Source organism: Pseudomonas sp. LF-5, assembly GCF_037626295.1.
GTDB classification, from domain to species: domain Bacteria; phylum Pseudomonadota; class Gammaproteobacteria; order Pseudomonadales; family Pseudomonadaceae; genus Aquipseudomonas; species Aquipseudomonas monsensis.
This window is the reverse complement of the sequence record NZ_JARKMT010000002.1, coordinates 530444-556859: the sequence shown is the minus strand read 5'-3', so window position 1 is coordinate 556859 and position 26416 is coordinate 530444. Positions and strand designations below refer to the sequence as shown.

At 59.8% G+C, this 26416-nt stretch carries 24 protein-coding genes; all 24 read right to left on the bottom strand.

Annotated elements, in window-relative coordinates; translation table 11 throughout:
- Window positions 1–4 precede the first annotated feature (4 nt).
- Window positions 5–1363 (bottom strand): flagellar protein export ATPase FliI, encoded by a 1359-nt coding sequence (gene fliI / locus PseuLF5_RS09730; protein WP_123465755.1) that lies wholly within the window; start codon window positions 1361–1363, stop codon window positions 5–7.
- On the bottom strand, window positions 1353–2156 hold the full coding sequence (fliH, locus tag PseuLF5_RS09725; RefSeq protein ID WP_123465753.1) for a flagellar assembly protein FliH: 804 nt from the start codon (window positions 2154–2156) through the stop codon (window positions 1353–1355). Before fliH ends, fliI begins: the two co-directional genes overlap by 11 nt.
- Before the next feature lie 4 nt (window positions 2157–2160).
- Window positions 2161–3180 (bottom strand): flagellar motor switch protein FliG, encoded by a 1020-nt coding sequence (fliG, locus tag PseuLF5_RS09720; RefSeq protein ID WP_007920042.1) that lies wholly within the window; start codon window positions 3178–3180, stop codon window positions 2161–2163.
- On the bottom strand, window positions 3173–4960 hold the full coding sequence (gene fliF, locus PseuLF5_RS09715; RefSeq protein WP_123465751.1) for a flagellar basal-body MS-ring/collar protein FliF: 1788 nt from the start codon (window positions 4958–4960) through the stop codon (window positions 3173–3175). Before fliF ends, fliG begins: the two co-directional genes overlap by 8 nt.
- Before the next feature lie 15 nt (window positions 4961–4975).
- Window positions 4976–5305: a flagellar hook-basal body complex protein FliE gene (gene fliE, locus PseuLF5_RS09710; RefSeq protein WP_123465749.1), complete on the bottom strand. Its 330-nt coding sequence runs from the start codon at window positions 5303–5305 to the stop codon at window positions 4976–4978.
- 249 nt (window positions 5306–5554) lie between these two features.
- The gene (locus tag PseuLF5_RS09705) at window positions 5555–6946 is read right to left on the bottom strand and encodes a sigma-54-dependent transcriptional regulator (protein WP_340133407.1); all 1392 of its coding nucleotides are present in this window, start codon (window positions 6944–6946) and stop codon (window positions 5555–5557) included.
- Window positions 6947–6951: 5 nt separating this feature from the next.
- Window positions 6952–8145, bottom strand: a complete 1194-nt coding sequence (locus PseuLF5_RS09700; RefSeq protein WP_340133603.1) for a sensor histidine kinase — start codon at window positions 8143–8145, stop codon at window positions 6952–6954.
- A 128-nt stretch (window positions 8146–8273) separates the two neighbouring features.
- On the bottom strand, window positions 8274–9749 hold the full coding sequence (locus tag PseuLF5_RS09695; protein WP_003222863.1) for a sigma-54 dependent transcriptional regulator: 1476 nt from the start codon (window positions 9747–9749) through the stop codon (window positions 8274–8276).
- 172 nt (window positions 9750–9921) lie between these two features.
- Window positions 9922–10218, bottom strand: coding sequence for a flagellar protein FliT (locus PseuLF5_RS09690; RefSeq protein WP_123465743.1), 297 nt, complete (start codon window positions 10216–10218; stop codon window positions 9922–9924).
- Window positions 10219–10228: 10 nt separating this feature from the next.
- Window positions 10229–10624, bottom strand: a complete 396-nt coding sequence (fliS, locus tag PseuLF5_RS09685) for a flagellar export chaperone FliS (RefSeq protein ID WP_123465741.1) — start codon at window positions 10622–10624, stop codon at window positions 10229–10231.
- Between the two features lie 129 nt (window positions 10625–10753).
- On the bottom strand, window positions 10754–12184 hold the full coding sequence (gene fliD / locus PseuLF5_RS09680; RefSeq protein WP_123465739.1) for a flagellar filament capping protein FliD: 1431 nt from the start codon (window positions 12182–12184) through the stop codon (window positions 10754–10756).
- Between the two features lie 82 nt (window positions 12185–12266).
- Complete coding sequence (locus PseuLF5_RS09675; RefSeq protein WP_123465737.1) at window positions 12267–12632, bottom strand: flagellar protein FlaG; 366 nt, start codon at window positions 12630–12632, stop codon at window positions 12267–12269.
- A 74-nt stretch (window positions 12633–12706) separates the two neighbouring features.
- On the bottom strand, window positions 12707–13558 hold the full coding sequence (locus PseuLF5_RS09670; protein ID WP_123465735.1) for a flagellin domain-containing protein: 852 nt from the start codon (window positions 13556–13558) through the stop codon (window positions 12707–12709).
- A 252-nt stretch (window positions 13559–13810) separates the two neighbouring features.
- Complete coding sequence (locus PseuLF5_RS09665; protein ID WP_340133406.1) at window positions 13811–14074, bottom strand: hypothetical protein; 264 nt, start codon at window positions 14072–14074, stop codon at window positions 13811–13813.
- The gene (locus PseuLF5_RS09660) at window positions 14071–15363 is read right to left on the bottom strand and encodes a motility associated factor glycosyltransferase family protein (RefSeq protein WP_340133405.1); all 1293 of its coding nucleotides are present in this window, start codon (window positions 15361–15363) and stop codon (window positions 14071–14073) included. The genes PseuLF5_RS09665 and PseuLF5_RS09660 overlap by 4 nt, the downstream gene beginning before the upstream one ends.
- A gap of 92 nt (window positions 15364–15455) precedes the next feature.
- Window positions 15456–16382, bottom strand: a complete 927-nt coding sequence (locus tag PseuLF5_RS09655; RefSeq protein WP_123465729.1) for a ketoacyl-ACP synthase III — start codon at window positions 16380–16382, stop codon at window positions 15456–15458.
- 226 nt (window positions 16383–16608) lie between these two features.
- Entirely contained in the window at window positions 16609–17661 is a 1053-nt protein-coding gene (pseI, locus tag PseuLF5_RS09650) for a pseudaminic acid synthase (RefSeq protein ID WP_123465727.1), read from the bottom strand.
- On the bottom strand, window positions 17658–19160 hold the full coding sequence (pseG, locus tag PseuLF5_RS09645) for a UDP-2,4-diacetamido-2,4,6-trideoxy-beta-L-altropyranose hydrolase (RefSeq protein ID WP_340133404.1): 1503 nt from the start codon (window positions 19158–19160) through the stop codon (window positions 17658–17660). Before pseG ends, pseI begins: the two co-directional genes overlap by 4 nt.
- Entirely contained in the window at window positions 19157–19852 is a 696-nt protein-coding gene (pseF, locus tag PseuLF5_RS09640; protein ID WP_123465723.1) for a pseudaminic acid cytidylyltransferase, read from the bottom strand. Before pseF ends, pseG begins: the two co-directional genes overlap by 4 nt.
- The gene (locus PseuLF5_RS09635) at window positions 19849–20469 is read right to left on the bottom strand and encodes a pseudaminic acid biosynthesis-associated methylase (RefSeq protein WP_123465721.1); all 621 of its coding nucleotides are present in this window, start codon (window positions 20467–20469) and stop codon (window positions 19849–19851) included. Before PseuLF5_RS09635 ends, pseF begins: the two co-directional genes overlap by 4 nt.
- 31 nt (window positions 20470–20500) lie before the next feature.
- Window positions 20501–21658 (bottom strand): UDP-4-amino-4,6-dideoxy-N-acetyl-beta-L-altrosamine transaminase, encoded by a 1158-nt coding sequence (gene pseC / locus PseuLF5_RS09630; protein WP_340133403.1) that lies wholly within the window; start codon window positions 21656–21658, stop codon window positions 20501–20503.
- Entirely contained in the window at window positions 21655–22656 is a 1002-nt protein-coding gene (pseB, locus tag PseuLF5_RS09625) for a UDP-N-acetylglucosamine 4,6-dehydratase (inverting) (RefSeq protein WP_123465717.1), read from the bottom strand. Before pseB ends, pseC begins: the two co-directional genes overlap by 4 nt.
- A gap of 30 nt (window positions 22657–22686) precedes the next feature.
- Complete coding sequence (locus PseuLF5_RS09620) at window positions 22687–25620, bottom strand: TIGR00180 family glycosyltransferase (RefSeq protein ID WP_340133402.1); 2934 nt, start codon at window positions 25618–25620, stop codon at window positions 22687–22689.
- Between the two features lie 51 nt (window positions 25621–25671).
- Window positions 25672–26409 carry a cephalosporin hydroxylase family protein gene (locus PseuLF5_RS09615; protein ID WP_047292500.1) on the bottom strand — a complete coding sequence of 246 codons (738 nt, stop codon included), beginning with the start codon at window positions 26407–26409 and terminating at the stop codon, window positions 25672–25674.
- Window positions 26410–26416: the final 7 nt, after the last annotated feature.

Here is a 26416-nt window from a genome sequence, read left to right as displayed (position 1 = left end):
TCGGTTAACCGCCGGGAGCCGGGGCGAAGAGCGAGGCCAGATGGTTTTCACTGGAGCCCAGGTTAACGTTGTCGTTGAGCCCCTGGCGCAAGTACATCGTCATGGCCGGATGCAGATTGATCGCCGTGTCGGTTTCGCGGTCACCCCCGGCCACGTAAGCGCCGACGCTGATCAGGTCGCGACTCTGCTGATAGCGCGACCAGTATTGCTTGAACATCTGCGCATGGTTCATGTGCTTGATGCCGACCACCGCCGGCATTACCCGGCTGATCGACGCTTCAATGTCGATGGCCGGGTAATGACCTTCTTCGGCCAGACGCCGGGACAGCACGATGTGGCCGTCGAGCACACCCCGCGCCGAGTCGGCAATCGGGTCCTGCTGGTCATCGCCCTCGGACAGTACGGTGTAGAACGCGGTGATCGAGCCGCCACCCTTCTCCGCATTACCGGCACGCTCCACCAGTTTCGGCAGTTTGGCGAACACCGAGGGCGGATAGCCCTTGGTCGCCGGCGGCTCGCCAATGGCCAGGGCGATTTCCCGCTGGGCCTGGGCGAAACGGGTCAGCGAGTCCATCAGCAACAGGACGTTCTTGCCCTTGTCGCGGAAATACTCGGCGATTCGCGTGCAGTACATCGCCGCACGCAGACGCATCAACGGCGCATCGTCCGCAGGGGATGCGACGACCACGGAGCGCTTGAGACCTTCTTCACCGAGAATGTGCTCGATGAATTCTTTAACTTCTCGACCCCGCTCACCGATCAGCCCGACGACGATGATGTCGGCCTCGGTGAAGCGGGTCATCATGCCCAGCAGCACGGATTTACCGACACCGGTACCGGCGAACAGGCCCAGACGCTGGCCCCGACCGACCGTCAACAAACCGTTGATGCAACGGATGCCGACGTCCAGCGGCACGCTGATCGGATCACGGTTGAGCGGGTTGATCGTCGGGCCATCCATCGGCACCCAGTCTTCGGCCTTCATGCTGCCCTTGCCGTCCAGCGCACGACCGGCGCCGTCGAGTACGCGGCCGAGCATGCTCATGCCCATCGGCAAACGCCCGGCGTCGGCCAGTGGCACCACGCGGGCGCCCGGGGCAATACCGGCAACACTGCCGACCGGCATCAGGAAGACTTTGTTGCCGGAGAACCCCATGACTTCCGCTTCCACCTGGGACGGGTGGTAAGTGTCGTCATTGATCACCATGCAGCGGGTGCCCATTGCAGCGCGCAGGCCTTCGGCCTCCAGCGTCAGGCCGACCATGCGCAGCAGGCGGCCTTCAAGGATCGGCGCACCGGCAATTTCAGTGGCTTCGGCGTAGGTGCTCAGGCGCTTGGCGAAACTGGTGCGTTCAAGGCGCATCGGCGGTGTCCGCGAGCGGCGCGTCAGGGCTGACGGCCGGTTTGGCGTCCTCGGGAATATCCAGACTCAAATCGGCAGCGGCCGGGTGCAGGGCCTGTTCGTGCAACTGATCAAACAGTTTGGCCATGACCTGACTGACCCGCGACTCGATGCTTGCGTCGATGCGACTGTGCTCGGTTTCGACCCGGCAGCCGCCCGGCAGCAGCGTTTCGTCTTCGACGATGCGCCAGGTTTCTTCATGGCGTTCGCGCAGGGCTTTGACCTGGGCGAAGTCCTGCGGGTTGACGTACAGGCGCACGTTTTCCACGCCCAGCGGCAACAGCTTGAGGGCATCGCGCATGACGTGTTCGATCTGGCTCGAGTCGATGGCCAGCTCGCGCCTGATCACTTGTCGGGTGATGTGCTGAACGAGGTCGACCAGAGACTTTTCGATCTGCGTGTCCTGCTCGGCAATCGGTTCGAACAGGTGGCTCATCAGTTGCTCGAGGCTGGCGATTTTCGCCGCCAGCGCGACTTCAGCTTCCTGACGCACCTTCAGCGTGGTGCTGTGAAAACCTTCTTTTTCGCCGATGGCGAAGCCCTCGTTGTAAGCCTCCTGACGGATGCTCTCGAGTTCTTCCAGGGTCAGTGGCTGGACTTCTTCCAGCGGCACTTCTTCCATTTCCGGCGGTTCGGGCTCTGGCTCCGGCTCGGGTTCCGGTGCCGGCGGATCGAAGCTGGGCATGGTCCAGGATTCGAAACCGCGAACATCCCGGGCACGGATCAGATCCGTTACATCGTCATGCTTGTCCATGGGCTTAGATCATTTCCTCGCCGCCCTTGCCACCGAGCACGATCTCGCCGGCTTCGGCCATACGACGGGCAATGGTGAGGATTTCTTTCTGCGCGGTTTCCACGTCGCTGACGCGCACCGGGCCTTTGGCCTCGAGGTCGTCGCGCAACAGTTCGGCCGCACGCTTGGACATGTTCTTGAAGATCTTCTCTTTGACGCCTTCGTCGGAACCCTTGAGGGCCAGCACCAGGACATCGGAAGAGACTTCGCGCAACAGCGCCTGAATGCCGCGATCGTCGACGTCGGCGAGGTTGTTGAACACGAACATGAGGTCTTCGATCTGACCGGACAGGTCTTCGTCGACTTCGCGGATCGAATCCATGAGCTGGCCTTCGATCGAGCTGTCGAGGAAGTTCATGATGTCTGCCGCACGCTTGATGCCACCCAGGGTGGTGCGCGAGGCATTCGAGTTGCCGGAGAACTGCTTCTCGAGAATCTGGTTCAGCTCTTTCAGCGCGGCTGGCTGCACGGTGTTCAACGACGAGACGCGCAGGATGATGTCCAGACGCACTTTGTGGTCGAAGTTGCCGAGCACTTCACCGGCCTGATCCGGGTCGAGGTACGCAACCACGATGGCCTGGATCTGCGGGTGCTCGTAGCGGATCACGTCGGCAACAGCGCGTGGTTCCATCCATTTCAGGCTGTCGAGGCCGCTGGTGTTGCCACCGAGCAGGATGCGGTCGATCAGGCCGTTGGCCTTGTCTTCACCCAGGGCCTGGGTGAGCATTTTGCGCACGTAATCGTCGGAGCCGACGCCGAGGCTGGTCTGGTCGCCGACGATGTCGACGAACTCGCTCATGACCTGCTCGACCTGCTCGCGATGGACGTTGCCCATCTGCGCCATGGCCACGCCGACGCGCTGAACCTCTTTCGGGCCCATGTGACGCAGCACTTGTGCGGCATCGGTCGAACCCAGGGACAGCAGCAGAATCGCGGCTTTGTCGACCTTGTTCAGTTTGACGGTAGCGGCTCGGTTATCACTCATCTGCGTTAATCCACTCTTTCACGACCTGAGCCACGCGACCCGGATCTTCGGCCACCAGACTCTTGATTGCATTCAGCTGCGCGTCATAACCCTCGCTCGGGCTCGGCAACAGAATGCTCTGCGGACCACCGAGGCTCACGCGGTCGTTGGCCAGTTCGCCGTCCAGGCCGCCCATGCCACCGAGTTCCACGTCGCTGCCCAGACCGGCCAGCTCCTTGCCTTTGCCACCGCCAGTGATGTTGTTCAACACCGGACGCAGCACACCAAACACCAGCACCAGGATGAACAACACGCCCAGCACTTGTTTGACGATGTCCCAGAACCATGGCTGGGAGTAGAACGGAATATCGGCGACCACTTCGCCGCGCTCGGCGGAGAACGGCATGTTGATCACGCTGACGCTGTCACCACGGCTGGCATCGAAACCGACGGCGTCCTGCACCAGACGGGTGAAGCGCGCCAATTCGTCGGCGCTCCACGGCGCACGGCTGGTTTCACCGTTGGCCGGGTTGACCTTGACCTGATCGTCGACCACCACCGACACCGACAGACGATTCAGGCGACCCTGCTGCTGTTTGGTGTGGCTGATGGAACGATCAAGCTCGAAGTTCTTGGTGGATTGTTGACGCTTGTCCGCCGGGTACGGTGCAAGCATAGGCTGGCCGGTGGCCGGGTCCATGATTTGCTGACCGTTGGCATCGACCAATGGCTGACCGGGTTGAATCATGCCGGCCGGCGCTGCGGTGCCACCGGTGGTTTGCGGCGCCGAGGCTGGCGACGGCGGCTGGTTGCTCAGGGCACCCGGCACACCTTGCGGGCCATTGCTGGCGGTGCGTTGTTCGTTGACCGACTGCTCGCTGCGCAACGCCGGCTGATCCGGGTTGAACTGTTCGGCGGTCGACTCGACGGCACTGAAATCGACATCGGCCGACACTTCAGCCTTGTAGCGATCGTTGCCCAGTACCGGTTGCAGGATGTTGTGCACGCGCTGGGTGAGCATGCTTTCCATGCGGCGGCTGTAATCGAACTGCTTGCCGGCCATGGTCATTTCGGAGTTTTCCGCCTGATCGGAGAGCAGGTTGCCCTTCTGATCGACGACGGTGATCTGCGATTTGCTCAGTTCAGGGACGGACGTAGCCACCAGGTTGATGATCGCGACCACCTGCCCCGGCTCCAGCGAACGGCCGCTGTACAGTTCAACCAGAACCGAAGCACTTGGCTTGCGCTCATCACGCACGAACACCGAGCTCTTCGGAATCGCCAGGTGCACGCGGGCACCCTTGACGTTGTTCAGACTGGAAATGGTGCGCGCCAATTCGCCTTCGAGGCCGCGACGGTAGCGGGTGGCTTCCATGAACTGGCTGGTGCCCAGACCCTGTTCCTTGTCGAGGATTTCGAAACCGATGTTGCCGTCGCTGGGAGTGACACCAGCGGCCGCGAGTTTCATCCGCGCACGGGACAGGTCGTCAGCCTTGACCAGCAAGGCGCCGGAGTTCGGCTCGACGGTGTAGGGAATATCGGCGGAGGCCAGGGTGTCCATGACCTGCTTGGCGTCCATGCCGGCAAGGCTGCCGTACAACGGACGGTAATCCGGCTGCTGCGACCACAGCACCACGGCAAAGCCAATCGCCACGCTCGCAGCCAGGCCGACCAACAGGCCCACCTGACGCAGCATGGTCATCTCGGAGAGGTTTTCCAGGAAGGACAGGCCGAACAGCGGCGGTTTGCCGTCTATCGGGGTGGCCTTGGCCGGAACGTTATCGGCGACTGCTTCTGCCATGACTCAATCTCGTCCTTAAACCGGCATCTGCATGATGTCTTGATAGGCTTGAACCAGTTTGTTACGCACCTGGGTCAGAGCCTGGAACGACACGCTGGCTTTCTGCGAAGAAATCATCACGTCCGTCAGATCGACGCCGCTTTTGCCGATTTCAAATGCGTTGGCCAACTGGGTCGACGCCTGCTGGGTATCGTTCACTTTGTTGATGGCCTGACCGAGCATGTCGGAAAAGCTGCTACCTGCCAGTTCAGGGACGGCGGCAGTCGATTTCGGCGCAGACATGGCATCCATTTGCATGGCCTTCATGTCCATCATCAACCGATTAAATTCAATACCTTGGCTCATGGTCTACTCTCTTGGGCGGCCCGCAATTTTTTGACACTCACTCGGCGGGTACACAGGTGTTAGCAACAAGGGTGCCAGCTCGGCTGACCTGTTTCATAAAAGCCGTTCCGGGCTCCCGGCCAGCGCTGAATCACCGTAACGACCGTGGGAGGCGACTTGGTCCCGAAGCTGGCAGGTCAATCACATCATCCGTGAATGACCCAGCGCTTTCGGGAACAAGCCCCCTCCCACATTTGCCAGCGTCAACTTTCAGGTGGCGAACAGATAACCTTCGACGTCCATCCCGGCATCGCGCATTTGCGCCAGTTTGTAGCGCAGGGTGCGCGGACTGATGCCGAGCTTTTCCGCCGCTTCCTTGCGCCGCCCGCGCTCGCTGCGCAGGGTGTCGATGATCATCTGGAACTCGCGGCGACGCAGGTCATCACCCAGCGCGCCGGCCGAATCCGCTTCGATTTCAACTTCACGCACCACGCCTGGCGTAGGCGCCGATACCGGCAACGCGGCGAATGTCACCGGCCCTGCCAGACAGAAATCCTGCGGCTGAATCAGGCCGCCCTGTTGCAGGATCAGCGCACGCTGAATGGCGTTATCCAGTTCGCGCACGTTGCCCGGCCACGCGTAGCCCGTCAGGCACGCCTGCGCCGCGGGCGAAAGTTTCGCCGCAGCATGCTTCATTTTATTGACGTGTTTGGCCAGCAAGCGCTCCGCCAGCGGCAAGATATCGGCAGTACGCTCGCGAAGTGGACGCCAGGCCAACGGGAAAACCGACAGACGGTAATAAAGGTCTTCACGGAACCGCCCCGCCGCCACTTCGCCCGCCAGATCGCGGTTGGTGGTGGCGACCACACGGATGTCGAGACTGATCGGTTTGCGCGCACCGACCCGCTCCACTTCGCGCTCCTGCAACACGCGCAGCAACTTGGCTTGCAGGCCAAGGGGCATTTCAGAGATTTCGTCGAGCAACAGCGTGCCGCCATCGGCCTGCTCGAACTTGCCCGCTTGCGCTGCGATGGCGCCGGTGAACGACCCCTTCTCATGACCGAATAATGTCGCTTCGAGCATGTTGTCCGGGATGGCCGCGCAATTGATCGCAATGAAGGGCTGACTGGCGCGATGGGATTGCTGGTGAATGTAGCGCGCCAGCACCTCCTTGCCAGTGCCGGACTCGCCAGAGATCAGCACCGTGGAATCGCTGCGCGCCACCCGCGCGGCCAGCTCCAGCAACTGCGCGCTGGCAGGTTCGACCGCGATCGGACCTTCAGCATCGCTGGCGCCGAGGTTGCCCAAAGCATGCCGGGCGACCAGGTCAAGCAAGGCCTTGGGCTCGAACGGCTTGACCAGATAATCCGCCGCGCCCTGGCGCATTGCATCCACCGCACGCTCGACAGCGCCGTGGGCGGTCATCAGCAACACCGGCAGTTGCGGCTGCCGGGCCCGCAACAGTGCGAGCAATTGATGGCCATCCATGCCGGGCATGTTGACGTCGCTGAGCACCAGGCTGAACGCTTCACGCGCCACCGCCGTCAACGCTTCTTCAGCGCCGCCGACGGCCTGGTAATCATGGCCGGCCAGCAACAGCGTATCGGCCAGCGCCTCGCGCAACGAGCGGTCATCCTCGACCAGCAAAACCTTGATGCCCATGACCTTCACTCAGCTCCCTGTCCAGCGGAAAACAGCGGCAGAATCACCTGCGCGCACGTGCCGCGCCCGACCCGCGAACGCATCTGCAATTCTCCCTGATGTGCCCGGGCGACTGCCTTGACCACGCTCAGGCCGAGGCCGGTGCCGGTGACTTTGGTCGTGAAAAACGGCTCGCCAAGCCGCTCGAGCACAACCGGATCAATACCGCTGCCACTGTCGCTGACGCACAAACGCAGGGTGTTGTCGCGGGTGTAGCAGTGCACTTTCAGGCGCACGTTGCCGTCACTGGCCTGAATCGCGTTTTCAATCAGGTTCAAAATGGACCCGACCAGCGTGTCGCGGTTGCACAGCAACTCGCCGACATGGCTGTCGCATTGCCAGCGAACGGGCAAGTCCTGCACATGGGTCAACGCCGCGGCTTGCAGCGACTGCATCAAGGCATTGGGGGTGATGCGATCGGTCAGCGGCAGCTCGCCACGGGCGAACACCAGCATGTCGCGCACCTGATGCTCCAGCTCATGCAAGCGCTCCTTGAGACGCCCGGCAAAGCGCTGCTGGGTGGCGACCGGCAGTTCCTGTTCGGTCAAATGACTGGCGTAGAGCAACGCTGCGGAAAGCGGTGTGCGGATCTGATGGGCCAGCGAGGCGACCATGCGCCCCAGCGAGGACAGGCGCTCGTGACGCGCCAGTTGATCTTGCAAGTGACGGGTTTCTGTCAGGTCATTGAGCAGCACCAACTGCCCCGGCTCGGCATCCAGGGAGCGGGTGGCAATCGACAGGCGTCGACCGTTTTTCAGGGAAATTTCATGACCGTCGTCTTCACGCGGAGCGAAGCAACGGGTGATGACGTGACGCCACAACTCGCCTTCCAGCGGAAGCCCGAGCAGGTCGATGGCCGCCGGGTTGGCCTCACGGACGATGCCATGGCCGTCAATCACGATAACGCCACCCGGCAACAGATCAAGAAGGTGTTGCAGGCGGTTGGCCAGACGCTCTTTTTCCGCCAGTTCCTGCATGCGCTGGGCACTGACCACGGCCAGTTCACCCTTGAGCTCGGTGACCCGCGCTTCGAGCATGCTGTAGGAATCGGTCAGTTGGCTGGACATCTGATTGAACAAGGCGAACGCCTGCTCAAGACCCTGTCGGCTGGCCTGCTCTACGGAGGACGGCAGCCCCTCGGAGCTGGAGGCAGAAGACATCTGGGCGGCTTGGGGCATTGTGCTCTCTCGCTTGGCTGACCGTCAGTTAAACGGAACGTTGCGAGGGATGTAGCAATACCCGTGCCTAAAAAAAACTGCTTATAAATGAGGTGCTTGAAAAACAGGCGTCAATCATCTGCCTGTTCATCGCCTTCCCGCCGGCTCATGCCGTACTTGCGCATCTTTTCCACCAGCGTGGTACGACGAATGCGCAGGCGTTCGGCCGCACGCGCCACAATGCCGTTGGCATCGTCCAGCGCCTGCTGGATCAGGCCCTGTTCCAGACCACCGAGGTAGTCCTTCAGGTCCAGGCCTTCCGGCGGCAACATGGCATTGGCGGTGAAGTCCGGGGTATGGCCGTTGATGGCCACGCGCTCTTCGAGATCGCTGCGCAGGCTGTCGACCATCTGCTCGTCTTCGTCATCGACGTAGCGGAATTTCTTCGGCAACTCGACCACGCCGATCACCCCGTAGGGATGCATGATCGCCATGCGCTCGACCAGGTTGGCCAGTTCGCGGACGTTGCCCGGCCAGCCGTGACGGCACAGCGACATGATCGCCGCCGAGTTGAAGCGGATCGAACCGCGCTTCTCGTGCTCCATGCGCGAGATCAGTTCGTTCATCAGCAACGGGATGTCTTCGACGCGCTCACGCAGCGGCGCCATCTCGATCGGGAACACGTTGAGGCGATAGTAGAGGTCTTCGCGGAAGGTGCCGATCTCGATCATGCTTTCGAGATTCTTGTGGGTCGCCGCGATGATGCGCACGTCGACACTCTGGGTCTTGTTGCTGCCCACGCGCTCGAAGGTACGCTCCTGCAGCACGCGCAGCAGCTTGACCTGCATCGGCAACGGCATGTCGCCGATTTCGTCGAGGAACAGCGTACCGCCGTTGGCCAGCTCGAAACGCCCCGCACGGCTGGTGATCGCGCCGGTGAAGGCGCCCTTCTCATGACCGAACAGTTCGCTTTCCAGCAGCTCTGCCGGGATCGCCCCGCAGTTGACCGGGACGAACGGCGCGTCGCGGCGCTTGGAATGGTAATGCAGGTTGCGCGCGACCACTTCCTTGCCGGTACCGGACTCGCCCAGGATCAGCACGCTGGCGTCGGTGTCAGCCACTTGCTGCATCATCTGCCGGACGTGTTGAATCGCCCGGCTGGTGCCGACGAGGCTGCGGAACAGATTGGGTTCGCGATGCCGGCCGCGCTCGCGGGCCTGGTCGTACATTTCGCGATAGACCTGGGCGCGGTGCAGGGAGTCGAGCAACTTGCTGTAGCTGGGCGGCATTTCGAGGGTCGACAGCACGCGGCGACGCTGGTCTTCAGGCAGGTCAACGGAAGAATTATCACCCATTAACAAAACCGGAAGGAACTCATCCCATGTCGAGAGTGTCTTTAACAAGCCCAAAAGCGCACCAGGAGCATTCACCGTCCCGATCAGTACGCAAATGACTTCACGACTTGATGACAAAGAGCCGACAGCCTGCTGCCAGTCATGGCTGCCGCAGGGCAAATTTTCTTCGCCAAGAAAATTCAAGATCACCGCCAGGTCGCGGCGGCGGACGCTATCGTCATCAATCAGCAGAATTTTGGTTTCACGCCACATGCAATAGCAACTTCCCTAGTCAACTCAATGCCCGAAAAATGGGGCAAGCGAGACGCTTGCAGGACACCATGTGCCTGTAGACGCCTGAAATCTGAAAACAGCCACTAGTTAAGTCAAAAAACCGTGCACAGTCAAATTTATGGCGCACATGTCTGGATTAACTGGGGGTTAATTAACCAAACAGATGGTAAACCTTTGCCGCGTTCTGCGCTTGGGTGATCTGCGACATCTCATCGACTATCGCCTGCCGCTCACCGGTCGCTGCATCCAGCAACCGCTTGTAAACCCCGAGCAACTCCTCAAGGTTGTCGCGCAACGCGGCCTCGTCCACCGAAGCTTCACTCAAGACGTCTTCCATGCAGGAACGGCAAGCCATGTCCAGCTCGCTGATGGCTTCCCAGTTGCGCTCGGCCAGAGCACCGACCAGAGCCTCGCGGGTTTCTTCGATTCGCTGCAATACAAGACTCATGGTGATCTCCTTAAAACTGTGGAGCCGGCGTGCCGATGGCATCCCAGCCGTCCTTGACCGTACGCAGCAGGTCAGCGACTTCGTCGAGGATCTTTGGATCGGTCTTGGCGTTGGCTTCGGTCAGACGCTTCATCATGTATTCGTAGAGATTAGCCAATTCGCCAACCTGTTCCGACCGATTCTCCAGATCAAGCCCTTCAAGCAGACCACCGATGATGCCGATGGCTTTGCCGATCAGGATGCCCTTGTTCGGGATGTCCTTGCGCTCCATGGCGCCTTTGGCCTGAGCGATACGATCAAGACCGCCCTCCATCAGCATCTGCACCAGGCGGTGTGGGCTGGCTTCGGAAGTCTGGGCCTGAGCGCCAATCTTCTGGTATTGGCGAAGGGCTAACATCGGATTCATGTTCTACCTCATCAAAATTTCTATGGTACGCATATCAAGGGTATCGACGACACGTCAAAAAACTTTAGATTCAAATGCAAAAAGCCCGGAGCGTAGAAAAACGCTGCCGGGCTTTTGGCGTTTCAGGCCTTAGCCTTTCTGTTGAGCGGTCAACGCCTCGAACATCGACGTGATGTTGCTGGCGGTGGCCTTCAGCTTGCCGACAAGGGTGTCCATGTCGTTGTACTTTTTGGTCAGTACAGCGGTCAGGGTTTCGATACGACGATCGAGCGCAGCCTGATCATTGGTCAGTTTGGTCTTGGTCTTGTTCAGACTGGTGGTGCGCTGATCCAGAATCCCACCAGTAGTGGAGAACGGCGTAATCGCTTTTTGCATGCGCTTGAGCAGACCGTTGTCAGAACCCAACTCGCCAACGAACATCTTCTGGACTTCGCCACCCAGCTTCTTGTCATTCATGGCAGCGGTGAACTTGGTGCTGTCAAAAGTGAGCGCACCGGTTTTCTGATCGGTGGTAATGCCCAGTTGCGCCAGAACGGTCAGCTTGTCGCCCGAACCGGTTTGCGACAGCGGCTCACGGATGGCCGACAGGATCGAACGCGGCAAGGCGTCGCCAGTCAGAGCCGCCGCAACGGTCGGCTTGCCATCATCGTCCAGGGAAGGCTTGGTCAGCGCAGTAATGCCGTTGGCCAGAGCATTGTAGGCATCGACGAACTTCTGAATGGAAGCCTTCAAGCCATCGTTATTGCTGGCGACGGTGACAGTGGAGGTACCGGTCGCTACCAGATTCAAGGTCAGGCCGGAAACAGCCTTGTCGACGGTATTGCTCTTGCTGGTCAGGGCCATGCCGTCGATGGTGAATTCGGCATCGATCGCCAGAGCACCAATGGAACCGGCGGACGTCGCCGTCATCGGCGAACCGCTGGTACCGATTACCGTGCCACCATTGATGGCCAGCTCGGAAATGCCGCTGACGGAAATGTCGGAACCCGCACCCGTGGTAGTAGAACCCAGTACCAGACGCGAACCAAAGGAGTCAGTGACGATGTTGGCACTGATGCCTGCGCTCTTGAGCTTGTCGTCACCGTTGATCGAGTCGCGCACCGATTGCAGTGTCGCCCCAGCCTTGATGTCGAGGTTGTATGTGCCAGTACCCTGCTTGATGGTCAGCGTGCCAGCCGTAATCGGACTGGTGTTACCACCTGCAAAAGCGGCACTGGCGACCTTCGAGGAGGTGGCCAGCTTGCCGACGGTCACAACGTAGTTACCATTGACCGCCGTGTTGCCGGCAGTGGCGCCGAGGATCTTTGGATCAGAAGAGGTTGCAGCAAAACCCGGAAACTGCGGATTGGAGAGACTGCCCAGATCCGTCAAGGTCTGGGTGAAAGCCGTCATCAGCGACTTCAAGGTACCAATACCGGAAATGCTTGCGGTGTTGGTCGCAGTCCCACGGTCGATCTGACCTTGCTTGGCCGCTTTGTCAGCGTTTACCAGAGCTTTGACGATAGCACCGGTATCAAGGCCGGAGCCTAAACCCGTGCCCGGTAGAATTGGACTTGCCATGTGGAACTCCCTTCAGTGTGTCGCCGGCCTTTTGACCACTACAACGCCCAAAAGAACATAGCAACAAAATTCGTGCCAGTTGTCAGACTTTTGCGCTGAACAACAGGCTGCTTGCATCATTCAAACTGTTCGCCAGCTTCAGAACCTCTTCGTTAGGGATCTGACGGATCACCTCACCGGATTCACTGGCAATCACTTTGACTACAACTTTGCCTGAAGGCTCATCTATCGAGAACTCCAGGTTACGCTTGACCGACTGCACAAACTTTTCGATTTCCTGAACGGCCATCTTCAGCTTGTCTTGATCGGTCTGCTCGTTTTTACTTTCTTCCTTGACGGCAGCTACTGGAGCAACCACCGGGCGAGGCTTCTCCGCAGGCTTGTCGGCAACAGTCGTCGCCTGCTTGGCCGCAGGATAAGACAAGTTCAGCTTGGCGCTCATATCCATGTCCATCACCTCTTAAAAAAGTAAAAAGCGAGAGAGCGCGACAAGCGCACTCCCCCGCCAAAACTCATCAGCTATTACTGAAGCAGTTTCAGTACAGCGGATGGCAGTTGGTTGGCCTGAGCCAGAACTGCGGTCGAAGCTTGTTGCAGAGTTTGTTGCTTGGTCAGCTGTGCAGTTTCAGCAGCGAAGTCGGTATCTTGTACGCGACCCAGTGCAGCACTGGCGTTTTCGTTGATGTTTTGCAGGTTGGAGATAGTGCTGGTCAGACGGTTCTGAGCAGCACCGAGGTCCGCACGGCTGGTGTTGATGGTTTTCAGAGCTTTGTCGATCGCGTCGATTGCAGCTTTGGTGCTTGCTTCAGCAGTGGTGCTGTCGGTACCGGTAACAGCGATAGTAGCCGAACCAACGCTCAGAGTTGCAGCGTCGAAGCCGCTGTTCAGAGTGATGGTGATCTGGTTGGTAGCGCCAGTGTTGGAACCAACCTGGAAGGTCATGGTGCCAGCAGTACCGTCGATCAGGTTTTTGCCGTTCAGGTTGGTCGACTTGGCGATACGAGTCAGCTCGTCCGACATGGTCGCGAATTCTTTGTTCAGAGCAGCACGGTCGTCGGTGCCGTTCGAGTCGTTTCGTGCTTGAACAGCCAGTTCACGCATACGCTGCAGAATGTTGGTCGATTCTTGCATCGCGCCTTCAGCGGTCTGAGCGATCGAGATACCGTCGTTGGCGTTTTTGATCGCCATGGTCTGACCACGGATCTGCGAAGTCATACGGGTAGCGATTTGCAGGCCGGCGGCGTCGTCTTTAGCGCTGTTGATTTTCAGGCCGGAAGACAGGCGAGTCATCGAAGTGGACAGAGCGTCGGAAGCACGGTTCAGGTTTTTCTGAACGTTCAACGATGTGACGTTAGTGTTTACTGTTAAAGCCATGACGAATTCCTCGTTGGTTGGGTACTGCGGCTTCCGGCCCTGGCAACCGCCGGGTATGGCCTAGAGAACCTTCGTAATAGTTATCGTCGGGATTGGAACTTGCTTTAGGGGATTTTCGAAAAAAATTGCCATCAGACGGCCACCCCTCGTAAATCAAGGACTTGGCGGCCGTCGACAAACGAAAAAATGGCGTCAGGAATACGCCGGAAGCTCAAGATCGGGAGCCAGAACCGACGAGTGGGGAGAAATTGTCTAAACGGACAGACTGTCCGTGATCAGTTGAGTCAATTCGTATTCGAGGTAGTCCGCCAGTGCCAGCCAGTTTTGCACCTCCTGACACTCCAGCATCAGACTGAGAACCTGCAGCCATTGGTGTTGATTATCCGCATCCGCTTGATCGAAGGATGGTTGCAGCGCAGCGGCCAGATCAATCATCGCCAACCCTGCCTCAACGTCACGCCCCAGCCGGAACAACGTCGCACACTGCTGTGCCTGCTCGACAAACATTGCACTCATAGCGCCAACTCCGGATGAAAGGCGGTCCCGGCAATGATCGCCCCGGCCCGACTGCTGTTGTAAAAGCGCACCTGGGGATGCCCGGCGATAAAGCGCTCCAGTTCGCACAGATAGCTACGGAAGTTGAGTTGAGTCTTGATGCGTTGGCCGTGGCCATCGAGCACCCAGTGTTTCGCCGCACCGAGTTGTGGCCCCAGTTCACCGTCATTCCAGCCGGCATGGGTCTTGTCGCCCGGGAAGGCAAAGTCGGCACCGAACAGGGTGATTTCCCCGGCACCCATTTTCACCGCCAGATCCACTGCCGGATGGATCACACTGCCGCCCCCATGCAATTCACCTCTGGGGAATTGCTGGCGCAATGCCTGATAGATCGGGCTAGGTGAATAGGCTACATAGCGCGGGCCTTGCCAGGCACTCAACACTGACGGATCGACCATGGGCATATACACCAGACGAATGGCGCTCGTGCCGGCCGGCGGCAAGTGGCGCTCGGCAATGCGCTGATCGATCGTAACCACGATGTCGGGGCGAATCCCCTGTTCAAGCAACGGTCTATACGCGGTGTCGACACAGATAAACAGCGGCCGTGCCTGCTGCTCGCGGATCGTCCGCAATCGCTGGAAGTGCATTTCCAGGCTCGGCCCTGTCGCAATCACAAACACCGGCATGCCCGCGCACGTGCCGAACAGCTCGGCGACATCCGCATCGACCTGCATCAGCGTCTGACTGGCATGCAAGCGTTCGACAATGTGCGCAGCGTGCGGATCAAACTCGCGATTATTGAACGTAAGGTGCGTCTCGCTGATCAGTCGGTCGCGGATTTTCGCGTTGTAGTCGTCTGCCAGCACCAGCTCGGACGGCAAGGCAAAGAAAGGCAGGCAGATTTCCTCGCGATCACCGGCGTAGTGCAACTGGACGCGTGAATCGCCGAGCCACGGTGTTTGATCAAGCAGTTGCAGCACCAGCGAAAACACGGCGCCATTGAGGATGTGCACGTGCAATTGCGCGAGTGCCGGACGTAGCAGCAACTCGTGTTGCAGATCGCCCAAACCGGCACCGTAGACGTGTAACACCGGGCTGTCGGCTGCCAGGCTTGCGGCCTGTACCTGCGCTTCACGCATACGATCATGCCGACTGGTCAACTGAATGCCATTGACGCTCAAGGTCGAGCCCAGTCCTTCCACCAGATCGGCCTGCAACGAGCTCGGGTCTTCGCTCAGCAGACGCGCAGCCACCGCAGGCCAGCGCTTTTCGATGATCTGGGTATTGGATTGAAAAAACTCGCTCATGGCGCCTCGCCTGACATCCGGGCAAAAAAATAGCGCTCAAGGTTACACCTTGAGCGCTTTTTTGTGCCGCGTTTTATAGAAAAACAGGTGACTCAGGGACGATAGATGATCGCCGAACCCCAAGACAAACCGACACCGAAACCGCTGATCGCAACGCGACTCCAGTCAGAATCGAGCACGTGTTTTTCCAGCAGCAACGGAACACTCGACGACACGGTATTACCGGTCTCGACCATGTCCTTGATGAACTTCTCTGGCTCGCCTTCGAAACGCCGCGCCACGGCATCGACAATCGCCGCACTGCCCTGGTGGATGCAGAACGCATCAATGTCGTCGGCCTTGAGGCCGGAATCGTCGAGCAACTCGTGCAAGTGCGCCGGGACTTTGAGCAGCGCGAAGTTGAACACCTGACGACCGTTCATGAAGAACACACCATTGCTGACCTTAAGGTGCGGAGCGCCGGAGCCGTCAGTACCGAACTTGGCTTTACCCAACGCCCAGGTCGGATCTTCGCCCATCCAGGTGGCGGTGGCGGCATCGCCGAACAGCATGGTGGTGTTGCGATCTTCCGGGTCGACGATCTTCGAATAAGGGTCAGCGGTGATCAGCAAGCCGTTCTTCAGGCCTGCGGCTTCCATGAAGCCCTTGATCGCATAGATGCCGTAGACGTAACCGGAGCAGCCCAAGGAAATATCGAACGCCGCGACATTGGTCGGCAGACCGAGTTTGTCCTGCACGATCGCAGCGGTGTGCGGCAAGCCTTCTTCGTCACCGTTCTGAGTGACGACGATCAGCGCGTCGATCGACTCACGTTTCAGCTCAGGATTGCTGGCAAACAGCGCATTGGCCGCTTCCACGCACAGATCAGAGGTTTCTTGTTCAGCGTCTTTGCGCGGCAGGAATGCCGAGCCGATCTTGCCAAGGATGAATTCTTCATCCTTCTCGAATTTTGCACCTTGTGCGTAATTGTCCACGCCGGCTACAGGAACGTAGCTCGCAATGCTTTTTATGCCAATCATTACGGCTTCCCAATAAAAAACAGCCCAAAACCACCGCTCGCAAGGATTCGAGGGGCGCCGACAAACAGAAAACGGCCGCCACGACGGGCAGCCACGGGGAGCGCAAAGGGCTATCACTGGAACCGATAAAGGGCCAGGCGCCATCTCCCCGATCAATACAATACAGTGAAGATGCGCGTTATGACTCGCAGGTCACGCTATTTTGCCGAATCGGTTGCAGATCGGGTTATTCGACCAACGACCAATCCAGCGGCGTACCGCGCTTGATGGCCGTGCGAGCGCAACGACCAAGAACCGCCTCGGTGTGCTTGGGCGGCAGACCGAGACCGGGGCGAATGGCGCGCACATTGGCAGCGGTGAAGGCCTCACCGGCGACCATGTCGGTGGTGACGTACAGCGAGCGGCGGTAGACCAGCGACTTGCGCTCGGCCTCGGTGGGACCGTATTGCACCTGGCCCATGGCCTGCCAGGCACGCTCGGTCTCGAGCACCAGACTGGCCATTTCCGCAGGTTCCAGCGAGAAACTGGCATCCACCCCACCTGCCGAACGGTCGAGGGTGAAGTGTTTTTCCACCACCGTTGCACCGAGCGCCACGGCCGCCACCGACACGCCGACGCCCATCGAGTGGTCAGACAGCCCGACCTCGCATCCAAACAGCTCACGCAGATGCGGGATCGTGCGCACGTTGCTGTTAAGCGGTGTCGCCGGATAAGTGCTGGTGCACTTGAGCAACACCAGATCCTTGCAGCCGGCTTCGCGGGCGGCGCGCACGGTTTCATCGAGCTCTGCGATGCTGGCCATGCCGGTAGAAATAATCAGCGGCTTGCCAGTGGCGGCGACACGACGAATCAACGGCAGATCGGTATTTTCGAAACTGGCAATCTTGTAGGCCGGCACATCGAGGCTTTCGAGAAAATCCACGGCGGTGTCATCGAACGGCGTCGAGAACGCGAGCATCCCCAGTTCTTTCGCGCGGGCAAAGATCGGCGCATGCCACCCCCACGGCGTATGGGCCTTTTCATACAAATCGTAGAGCGAAGTGCCCGCCCACAGGCTGCCCGGGTCCTTGATGAAGAACTCGCCCTCGGCCAGATCCAGGGTCATGGTCTCGGCGGTGTAGGTTTGCAGTTTCAGCGCATGCGCCCCGGCCTTGGCGGCGGCCTCGACGATTTGCAGAGCAACGTCCAGCGACTGGTTATGGTTGCCGCTCATCTCGGCAATGATGAACGGCGGCGCGTCGGCGCCGATCAGGCGATTGCCAATCTTGAAACTGCTCATGTGCGGTGATCCTTCAAAACACGGGTGAACGCGCAGGCACTTTGAGTGAACCCGGCGTCGCGAAAAACATTCAGTGAGGCCTGGTTGGCCGGCAACACTTGAGCGGTGATCGCGCTCATCTGCGGCCAATGTGCAGAGGCGAACGCTTCGCCCCGCGCCAACAGTGCACCGCCCCAGCCGAGACCAAAACGCCCTTGCAGCAAATACAGCGAGACCTCCGCGTCAAAACCACGCAAGTCATAGCGCAGAACGCCGACCGGGCCGTCATCGCCTTCAGCGACCAACAGCAGCCGCTGAGGGTTACGCAAGCTCGCAGTCAGCCAGTCCAGATGTTGCTTCCAGTCGATAACGCCAGCGTCCAGTGACCAGCGGCGTACCGCCTCGGCATTGCGTCCGTCAAACAACAACTGCGCGTCGTCCAGCGTGGCCGGGCGCACCTTGAGCACCGCGCCCGCCAACGCCACCGCGACCCGCAGCGCGCCGCGCCCGTCGACCAATTGCCGCGAACGCTCGGCCAGGCTTTGACGCAGATAAACATTGTCGACGACCAAGCCGATGGCTTGGCGCAATTGCTCGACGCTGACCTGCTCGCGGGCACCCAAGAACACATGCGCGCCAGCCGCCGCCATGACTTCGCCGTTGGCATACTGATTATTCGACACAGCTATGCAGATCGTTGGCAGCCCCAGTGCCGCGCGCTCCCAACTGGTGCCACCGCCGGCGCCGACAAACAAATCGGCCTCGGTCATGCGTTGATGGAAATCGCTGACAAAACTGTGCAATCGCCAATTCGGCCGTGTCTCGGCCAGGGCCTGCATCTGTGCCCATGCCGGGTTGTCGGCGCCGGCAACGAAATCCACTTCAAGCTCGGGAAAATCCGCCAGCGCCAGCATCGCGTGATGAGTCTGCATCGCCGCGTCGAAGCCGCCGAAATTCACCAATACCCGCCGAGCCTTGGACTTGATCTCGATGGCCGGGCAAATGAACTCCTCGCGCAGCATGGCAAAACGCGGACCAAGCAATGTGCGACAACCGTCAGGCAACAGCGGCGCGTAATGCTCGCTCAGGCCGGAGAGATTCTGATTAAGCAGCAGGTCAACGCTATAGCGCCGAGTGGCCAGATCATCCACTGCTGCAATCCGTGACGCCCAACGCCGGGCCGCCGTTTGCCAGTGATGATCGAGGCCATAGTGGTCGGCAATGATCCAGTCGAACCCTTCATGGCCGTCGAGCAATACATCCAGTGCATCAATGTCCGCTTGCCACGGCAGCATCGATTCGATGGCCTGCTGTGGATCTTCTTCGGCATAGCGTTCGGGTAATGCGAACGTCTCGAAACCTTCTTCCTGCAACGCATCAAGCCGATGCCCCGGCAAGCGCCGACAGGCAAATGCGACGTGACTGCCCTGCTTGCGCAACACCCGGGCCAGCGTCAGGCAACGGGCAATGTGACCGCTGCCGATGGTCGGCGACGCGTCCGCACGGATCAGCACTCTCATTGCACTTCCCCGCCAGCCTTGAGCGCGGCGTACAGGTATTCGGCGCGTTTCCAGTCTTCGACGGTGTCGATGTCCTGCACCAGATGCCGAGGCAGGATTACCGGCAGACTGGCAGGCGAATACAAGACCTCACCGCGCATCCATGCCTCGCGTCGGCCCCAGTAGAACTGACCGGCATCCTGGAATGCTTCAGGCAGATCCTGCGAGCGGGTATTACGAAACTCCGGATACAACGCCGTCAGCGCCCCCTGCCCGTCCAGCGTCAACGCGCGCTGCACGGGAAAACCAAAGCTGCAAACAGAAAACGCGAAGGACTTGTCGCACTGCTGCTCCAGCAATTCGAAGCCCTCACGCAGAAACCGCGCCTGCAACAACGGGGCCGTGGCATAGACGCAACAGGCGTAATCAAACGCTGGCAGTTGCTGCAAGGCATGCACGATCACCGCTGCCGTGCCGGTGAAATCATCGGCCAGATGCGCAGGACGCAAAAATGGCACCGTGGCGCCATGAACCCGCGCGAGCTCGGCGATTTCTTCGTCGTCAGTACTGACCACAACCTCGTCGAACAACCCCGAGTCCAGCACCGTGCGAATCGAACGGACAATCATCGGCACGCCATCGAACGGCGCAAGATTCTTGCGCGGGATGCGTTTGCTGCCCCCGCGGGCCGGGATGATTGCAACGTTGCTCAAGGGCGTTTTTCCAGAAGGAACCAGGTGACGTCGTCAGCAGGAAATTGTGGGTCACGGTGATACACAAAGCCGTAATCCAGCAGGTGCAGATCAGCGTAGCGATCGAGCATTTCACCGGCGAAATCGCGTTTGAACAGTTTGCCGCTGTTGCCGCGATAGGACACTTCCACCGGCGCCGGATTGTAGTACTCCGCGATCAGGATATAGCGCTGGCTGAGCTCGTACAGCTGCGCGTAGGCCTTCGGCAACAGTTCCGGGGCAAGATGAATCAACACGCCTTTGCTCAGCGTCAGATCGTAGGAGCGTTCGCAGGGAAAGTCGAACAGCGAACCGTGCCAGATCTTTGCGATGTCCAGTGCTTTGGCCTGTGCACAGGCATTGGCGTTGATCTCGACGCCGGACAACTCGCATTGCGGCAACAGTTGATGCAGCGCCTGCAAGTTGTTCCCGACATTGGTACCGAGTTCCAACAGGCTGTCGATCCGCCCCGTTCTCGCCAGCGCCTTGGCAAACAACGCCAGATTGGCCGCCACCAGCGATTGTCCGACGTTGCGCGCAACGTACTCGTTGCCGAAGTCACCCTGCCAGAATTGTTCCTGTTCACTCAGATTGCGCATTGCCATTTCCCATCCACCGCCACAGCGGTGTTCACTCAGTCAACCGTCGCAATTGCTCGACCACATAATCCTGCTGCTGATCGCTCAGCAAAGGAAACAGCGGCAGGCTGATCGCTTCGGCGTAATAGCGCTCCGCTTCGGGGAAGTTTCCCTCGGCAAAACCCAGGTCGCGATAGTACGGCTGCAAATGCAGTGGAATATAGTGCAGATTCACCCCGACTCCGGCCGCGCGCAAGCCTTCGAAGACCTGGCGGTGGCTGAGATTGATCCGATCGGTCTGCAAGCGGATCACATACAGATGCCAGGCGGATTCAGCGAGCGGTTGGGCGCTCGGCAAGGTCACAGGCAAATATGTCAGCAAATTCGCGTAACGTGCGGCCAGCTCGCGTCGACGGGCGATGAAACCGTCCAGTTTGCTCAGTTGCGACAACCCGAGCGCGGCTTGCAAGTCGGTGATCCGATAATTGAAGCCCAATTCCACTTGCTGGTAATACCACGGGCCGTGGCTGGCTTCAGTCATCTGCTGCGGATCGCGGGTCATGCCATGGCTGCGCAGGCGTTGCAAGCGCTCGGCCAGTTCTGGGCGATTGGTCAAGACCATGCCGCCCTCGGCACTGGTGATGATCTTCACCGGGTGGAAGCTGAACACGGTCATCGCGGCGAATTCGCCGCACCCGACCGGCCGCCCCGCGTAGGACGCACCGACGGCATGAGAGGCGTCTTCGATCACCGTGAAGTTGTAGCGCTCGGCCAGTTGGGCAATTCTGCGCATATCGCAGCTCTGCCCGGAAAACGCCACCGCCACAAGCACTTTGGGCAGCACGCCATCGCGCTTGGCAGCGTCGAGCTTACCGGCCAGGACTTCAGCATCGAGGTTCCAGGTCAGCGGGTCGATATCGACAAAATCCACGTCGGCGCCGCAATAACGCCCGCAGTTGGCCGACGCCAGAAAAGTATTCGGCGTCGTCCACAAGCGATCGCCCGGCCCGAGCCCGGCGGCCAGGCAGGCAATGTGCAGCGCCGCCGTGGCATTGCACACCGCCACCGCATAATCGGCCTGACAGCGCTCGGCCATGGCCTGCTCGAAGCGCTCGATGGTCGGCCCTTGTGTGAGCCAGTCAGACTTCAACACCTCGACCACGGCGTCGATATCTGCCTGATCGAGGCTTTGCCGACCGTACGGAATCATACCGAGAGCTTCGCGTGCAGGTCGGCGATCTGCCCCACCGAGAGGAAATGCGGATTAGTGTCGGAACGGTATTCGAAGTCTTCGCTGACCGGCCGGCCGCGCTCACCGAGCTTGTCTTCGGCGAAATCGACGTCAACGCTGGTAAAGCGGATCGACGGCTGGATGGTGTAGTGATCGGCAAACTCCAGGGTCATCCGCGCATCGTCCAGCGGCACCATCAACTCGTGCAGCTTCTCGCCCGGACGAATGCCGACGTGCTTGTGTGGCAGGTGCTCGGCCATGCCCCGGGCCAGATCGACGATGCGAATCGACGGGATCTTCGGCACAAACACTTCACCGCCGTGCATGCGTGCAAAGCTGTCGAGGACGAACTGCACACCGTGATCGAGGGTGATCCAGAAACGTGTCATGCGTTCGTCGGTGATCGGCAGCTCTTCAGCGCCCTCGGCGATCAGTTTGCTGAAGAACGGCACCACCGAGCCACGGGAGCCGGCGACGTTGCCGTAGCGCACCACGGCAAACCGGGTCTGCTGTTCGCCGGCAATGTTATTGGCGGCGACGAACAGTTTGTCCGACAGTAACTTGGTTGCGCCGTAGAGGTTGATCGGGCTGGCGGCCTTGTCGGTGGACAGCGCAACGACTTTCTTCACGCCATTGTCGATGGCTGCGGCGATGATGTTTTCCGCGCCGTTGACGTTGGTGCGAATGCACTCGGTCGGGTTGTATTCCGCTGCCGGCACTTGCTTGAGCGCGGCGGCATGCACGACGTAGTCGATGCCGCGCATGGCCTGACGCAAACGGTCAGCATCGCGCACATCGCCAAGGAAATAGCGCATGCACGGCGCGTTGAACGTCTGCTGCATTTCGTATTGCTTGAGTTCATCCCGGGAGAACACCACCACGCGCTTGGGCTGGTATTGCTCCAGCAGGCGGCGGATGAAATTGCGCCCGAACGAGCCGGTGCCGCCGGAGATGAAAATCGATTTACCGTTGAACATGTCTTGAGTCCTGTTTCCTGATCGTCAGGCTTAGGCGAGCAACTGCGCCCAGTCGATGCTGGAGGCCTGGCCGAGGGTAAAACCCTTGCCGGTCAGGGAAGGGTTCGGGTTGCGCGCCGCATCCTGAGCGAAACGTGCCGACCATTTGTCATGCAGCGCGGCGGCGGTTTGCGTGACTGGCGGCAACAGGCCCGGATGTTGAATCTGTGCCTGCGGGCACCACACGGTAAGGTAACCGGCATCCGCGACTTTCAGGCACAAGTCGATGTCGGCGAAGGCGCTGTCGAAATGCTCCTCGTCCAGGCCACCCACGGCGTCGAACAGCGCCTTGCGAATCATCAGGCAGGCGCCGGACACCGCCGAATAGCTCTGCTCGACCTGATTGCCGAACAGGTAACCGGCAGCGTCTTTGCTTTCACCGATAAACACCGCATTGACCTGACCATCACTGCCCAGCACCAGACCGCCCTGGGTCGTGGCACCACGGCCGTCCACCAGTTTGGCGCCCACGATACCGACTTCCGGACGCTGAGCCTGATTGAGCAATGCATCGAGCCAGTTGGCGTTGACCACCTCGGCCTCGGCCGAAAACAGCACCAGGTACTCACCTTTGGCTTCGCCACTGGCGAGGTTGTACAACGCCGACTCGCTAAGCCGCTCGCCGCTGCGCAACACGCGAATGCGATCGCCCTTGCCCTGCAGACTGTCCAGCCACTCAAGCAATTGCGGCGATTGACTATGGTTGTCGACCAGCAGGATTTCGTGGCGCTGGTAGCGGGTTCGCTGCAACAGGCTGACCAGTGCTGTTTGCAGGTGTTCGAGATTGTCCTGGCTGTGCAGGATGATCGACACCATCGGTCGCTCGCTGTGCTGGTAGTCGATCTGCCAGGTTGACGGCAACTTCGAACTGACCTGACCACGGTAACCGCGCTGACTCAGATGCCGCGTCAGGGTCTGGCGTTCATGGGCATTTTCTTCAGCCTTCGGTGCGTTGCAGATCAGCAAAGGCTCGGCCAGATGCGCCAGACCGGCGAGGCCGCCGTCTTCGATCAGCCGCAGCAACAGGTCCAGTTCCAGCGCTTCGGTGTACTCGCTGGCAAAACCTTTGGCTTGCACCAGCGCATCACGCTGGATCAACCAGTGACGCGCCATCAGCGACGGCACGGTTTGCAGCAGGTCGAGATTCACGCCCGGGCGGAACGCGTGCGTCAGTTCGCCGCCCGGCTGGCGATGGATTTCATCCATGGCCACGGCCCGCACGCCTTCGGCACCGATGAGTTCCAGGCTGGCCCGCAACAGGCCGCTGACGGTGAACTGGTCGCCCGCCTCGGCCAGCAACAGCCAGTCGCTGCTCATTTGCGCGATGACCTGATTGATCCGCTCCACATAGTTGGAGGCGCTGACTTTGACGAAGTGCACGGTGTCGCGCACGGTGGTCGTGGCCGGCAGTTCGCCAGTGGTGAACACCACCACTTTGAAAGCCTTGTATTGACCGCCGACCAGGCTGTCGAACGTTGCCTGAAGCTTGACCATGTCGGCGTCCAGGTCCAGCAACAGAATGCCTACCTGCGGTCCGCCATTGTGCTTGGCCAGATGGCGGGCGATGGTCGGCAATTGCGCCGCGTGCGGATTGCGTGCCTCCAGCCATTGCAGCAGCCGCCCGCTCGGCATGTTCTCGAACAACTTGCGGTCGGCCTGCCCCGGCACCGAGTTCAGACGCTGCAGCCACGCTTGCAGCTTCAGCCCTTCTTCATGCTCATCGCTGCCCAGCAACGACTCGGCAAGACGCTTGACCACTTCACGGTTGAACAGGTTGAGGGTCAGCGCTTCCCAGAGCCGTGCGCGAATCGTGCGCTCGTCGTCGTTAGGGTGCAGGCGCATCAGCTCATGCTGACGCAGCAGCACGCCTTCGAGCTCCTGCAACTGCACGCGACCGGCCGGCATGGCGTGTAGCAGGAATTCGAATTCGGTCAGTAAATCGAACATCGGCTTGTTGTAGAACGGCATTTCCACAAACTGCTCGGGAGCGAAAGACCGTACCGGTTCCTTATCGCATTCAATCCACGCCGAACGGAAAATCGGTGCGCCCGCCAGCGAAACACCCTTGAGCAAACAATTGGCCATCTGGGCAAAGGTGTTCAGCGCAATCTGCTTGATCGCGGCCGGATCCTGGTCGCTGAGCGGGGTCTTGATCGTTGCCAGAAACTCAGCGAACTGCTCACGCTCTGCCACGGTTTTCGCGTCCTGATAAGCAAGGACGGTCAGCACGTTGGTGTTGTGATCCGAATTGCCATAGTTCACTTCACGCACGGCAAACGGAATCGGAAGAATGCGCGCCTTGGCACAGGCCAGCAGATAGAACGAGTGACCGATTTCCTGCCACTCGAAGCTGGTACCTGGCGGTAACTGGCTGTACCACTGTTGCAGCAGATCAGTGCGGGTCACGGCATAGAACGGCGGCAGAAACTGCCCCATGAAGTCCATGATCCGGGTTTCAGCGTCTGGCGAGTCGTAGTCTTCCTGCACGCGCTTGTCGCGGCGGTAATAGGTGACTTCGTTGGCACGGGTCAGGTACATCATCCCGTAGCCATGGCACACACCGTAATCGGTGTTGGCGTGCAGGAATTCGACCGACGCAGTCAGCGCGTCGTGAATCAGGAAGTCATCGTCGGCAGCGAACACCATATAAGGCGTCGTGACCTGCGCGACACCCCAGGTCAATTTGTCCTGCAAGCCCTTGTAGGTGTACTGCGGCAAATGCCGGTAGTCGACCGACGGAAAATCCACAGCGATGCGGTCGTCGCACTGCACGGACGAATCCAGCACCAGCACCCTGGCCGGGTAACTGCTGTAGTACTGCAAGGTACGACGCAGGAAGGCACTGCGGTTGTGGGTGATGACCACCACCGTGAACAGCTCGTCCAGCGGTGTCACATTGGCTTGAGTACTGCTTTGAACCTGCATTTTCCTATCCCCACAACCGGCCAGTCGCCTGAAGTCTGAAACTGTTTTTGATTAACGAACGCGACGCAGATAGCCGTCCGGCGCCACGGTGATCAGCAGTTTGTTTTGCAGCTGCTGGTCGATCTCGAAATCCTGGTTCTCTTCCAGGTATTTCCACACCGCGGTTTTCGGGTTGTCGCCCGGGCCCCATGGACGGTCCGGGAAGAAATCGGCCGGCATGTCTTCAACCACGGTGTCCATGACCACACAGTAGCTGTCGACCGACACCAGCGGTGCGTACAAACGCAGCTCTTCCAGCACATGATCGTGGGTGTGGTTGGAGTCGAGGACCAGAATGACTTTCTTGCCCTTGGCGGCGGCTTGAACCTGTGCAGCGATGGCCGGGTCGATGCTCGAACCTTCGATCATCTTGATGCGCTTGGCCATCGGGTGGCTTTCGATCGCTTCACGGTTGTGCGGGCGAATGTCGAGGTCGATGCCCAGCACTTCGCCGTGGCCTTGCAGCTCCAGCAACGAGGCGTAGTAGATGATCGAACCGCCGTGGGCGATGCCGCACTCGATGACCAGATCCGGCTTGACCTGCCAGATGATCTCCTGCATCGCCATCATGTCTTGCGGCAACTGGATGATCGGGCGACCCATCCACGAGAAGTGGTAGCTGTACTTGTGTTTGGCCGATTCGTTGAAGAAATCACGGGCCAGGCCCGTCAGCTTCTGGTCGTCACCCTGTTGGGCGATCTGCTCGCGGCACTCGGCTTCGAAGGCTTTGTTGATGCTGTTGTCGGTCATTTTAATA

Bases quoted from the DNA above. Each gene is read 5' to 3' on its own strand.
- fliI (WP_123465755.1), bottom strand. From the start codon at position 1,363: ATGCGCCTTGAACGCACCAGTTTCGCCAAGCGCCTGAGCACCTACGCC.
- fliH (WP_123465753.1), bottom strand. From the start codon at position 2,156: ATGGACAAGCATGACGATGTAACGGATCTGATCCGTGCCCGGGATGTT.
- fliG (WP_007920042.1), bottom strand. From the start codon at position 3,180: ATGAGTGATAACCGAGCCGCTACCGTCAAACTGAACAAGGTCGACAAA.
- fliF (WP_123465751.1), bottom strand. From the start codon at position 4,960: ATGGCAGAAGCAGTCGCCGATAACGTTCCGGCCAAGGCCACCCCGATA.
- fliE (WP_123465749.1), bottom strand. From the start codon at position 5,305: ATGAGCCAAGGTATTGAATTTAATCGGTTGATGATGGACATGAAGGCC.
- PseuLF5_RS09705 (WP_340133407.1), bottom strand. From the start codon at position 6,946: ATGGGCATCAAGGTTTTGCTGGTCGAGGATGACCGCTCGTTGCGCGAG.
- PseuLF5_RS09700 (WP_340133603.1), bottom strand. From the start codon at position 8,145: ATGTCTTCTGCCTCCAGCTCCGAGGGGCTGCCGTCCTCCGTAGAGCAG.
- PseuLF5_RS09695 (WP_003222863.1), bottom strand. From the start codon at position 9,749: ATGTGGCGTGAAACCAAAATTCTGCTGATTGATGACGATAGCGTCCGC.
- PseuLF5_RS09690 (WP_123465743.1), bottom strand. From the start codon at position 10,218: ATGAGTCTTGTATTGCAGCGAATCGAAGAAACCCGCGAGGCTCTGGTC.
- fliS (WP_123465741.1), bottom strand. From the start codon at position 10,624: ATGAATCCGATGTTAGCCCTTCGCCAATACCAGAAGATTGGCGCTCAG.
- fliD (WP_123465739.1), bottom strand. From the start codon at position 12,184: ATGGCAAGTCCAATTCTACCGGGCACGGGTTTAGGCTCCGGCCTTGAT.
- PseuLF5_RS09675 (WP_123465737.1), bottom strand. From the start codon at position 12,632: ATGGATATGAGCGCCAAGCTGAACTTGTCTTATCCTGCGGCCAAGCAG.
- PseuLF5_RS09670 (WP_123465735.1), bottom strand. From the start codon at position 13,558: ATGGCTTTAACAGTAAACACTAACGTCACATCGTTGAACGTTCAGAAA.
- PseuLF5_RS09665 (WP_340133406.1), bottom strand. From the start codon at position 14,074: ATGAGTGCAATGTTTGTCGAGCAGGCACAGCAGTGTGCGACGTTGTTC.
- PseuLF5_RS09660 (WP_340133405.1), bottom strand. From the start codon at position 15,363: ATGAGCGAGTTTTTTCAATCCAATACCCAGATCATCGAAAAGCGCTGG.
- PseuLF5_RS09655 (WP_123465729.1), bottom strand. From the start codon at position 16,382: ATGATTGGCATAAAAAGCATTGCGAGCTACGTTCCTGTAGCCGGCGTG.
- pseI (WP_123465727.1), bottom strand. From the start codon at position 17,661: ATGAGCAGTTTCAAGATTGGCAATCGCCTGATCGGCGCCGACGCGCCG.
- pseG (WP_340133404.1), bottom strand. From the start codon at position 19,160: ATGAGAGTGCTGATCCGTGCGGACGCGTCGCCGACCATCGGCAGCGGT.
- PseuLF5_RS09635 (WP_123465721.1), bottom strand. From the start codon at position 20,469: ATGCGCAATCTGAGTGAACAGGAACAATTCTGGCAGGGTGACTTCGGC.
- pseC (WP_340133403.1), bottom strand. From the start codon at position 21,658: ATGATTCCGTACGGTCGGCAAAGCCTCGATCAGGCAGATATCGACGCC.
- pseB (WP_123465717.1), bottom strand. From the start codon at position 22,656: ATGTTCAACGGTAAATCGATTTTCATCTCCGGCGGCACCGGCTCGTTC.
- PseuLF5_RS09620 (WP_340133402.1), bottom strand. From the start codon at position 25,620: ATGCAGGTTCAAAGCAGTACTCAAGCCAATGTGACACCGCTGGACGAG.
- PseuLF5_RS09615 (WP_047292500.1), bottom strand. From the start codon at position 26,409: ATGACCGACAACAGCATCAACAAAGCCTTCGAAGCCGAGTGCCGCGAG.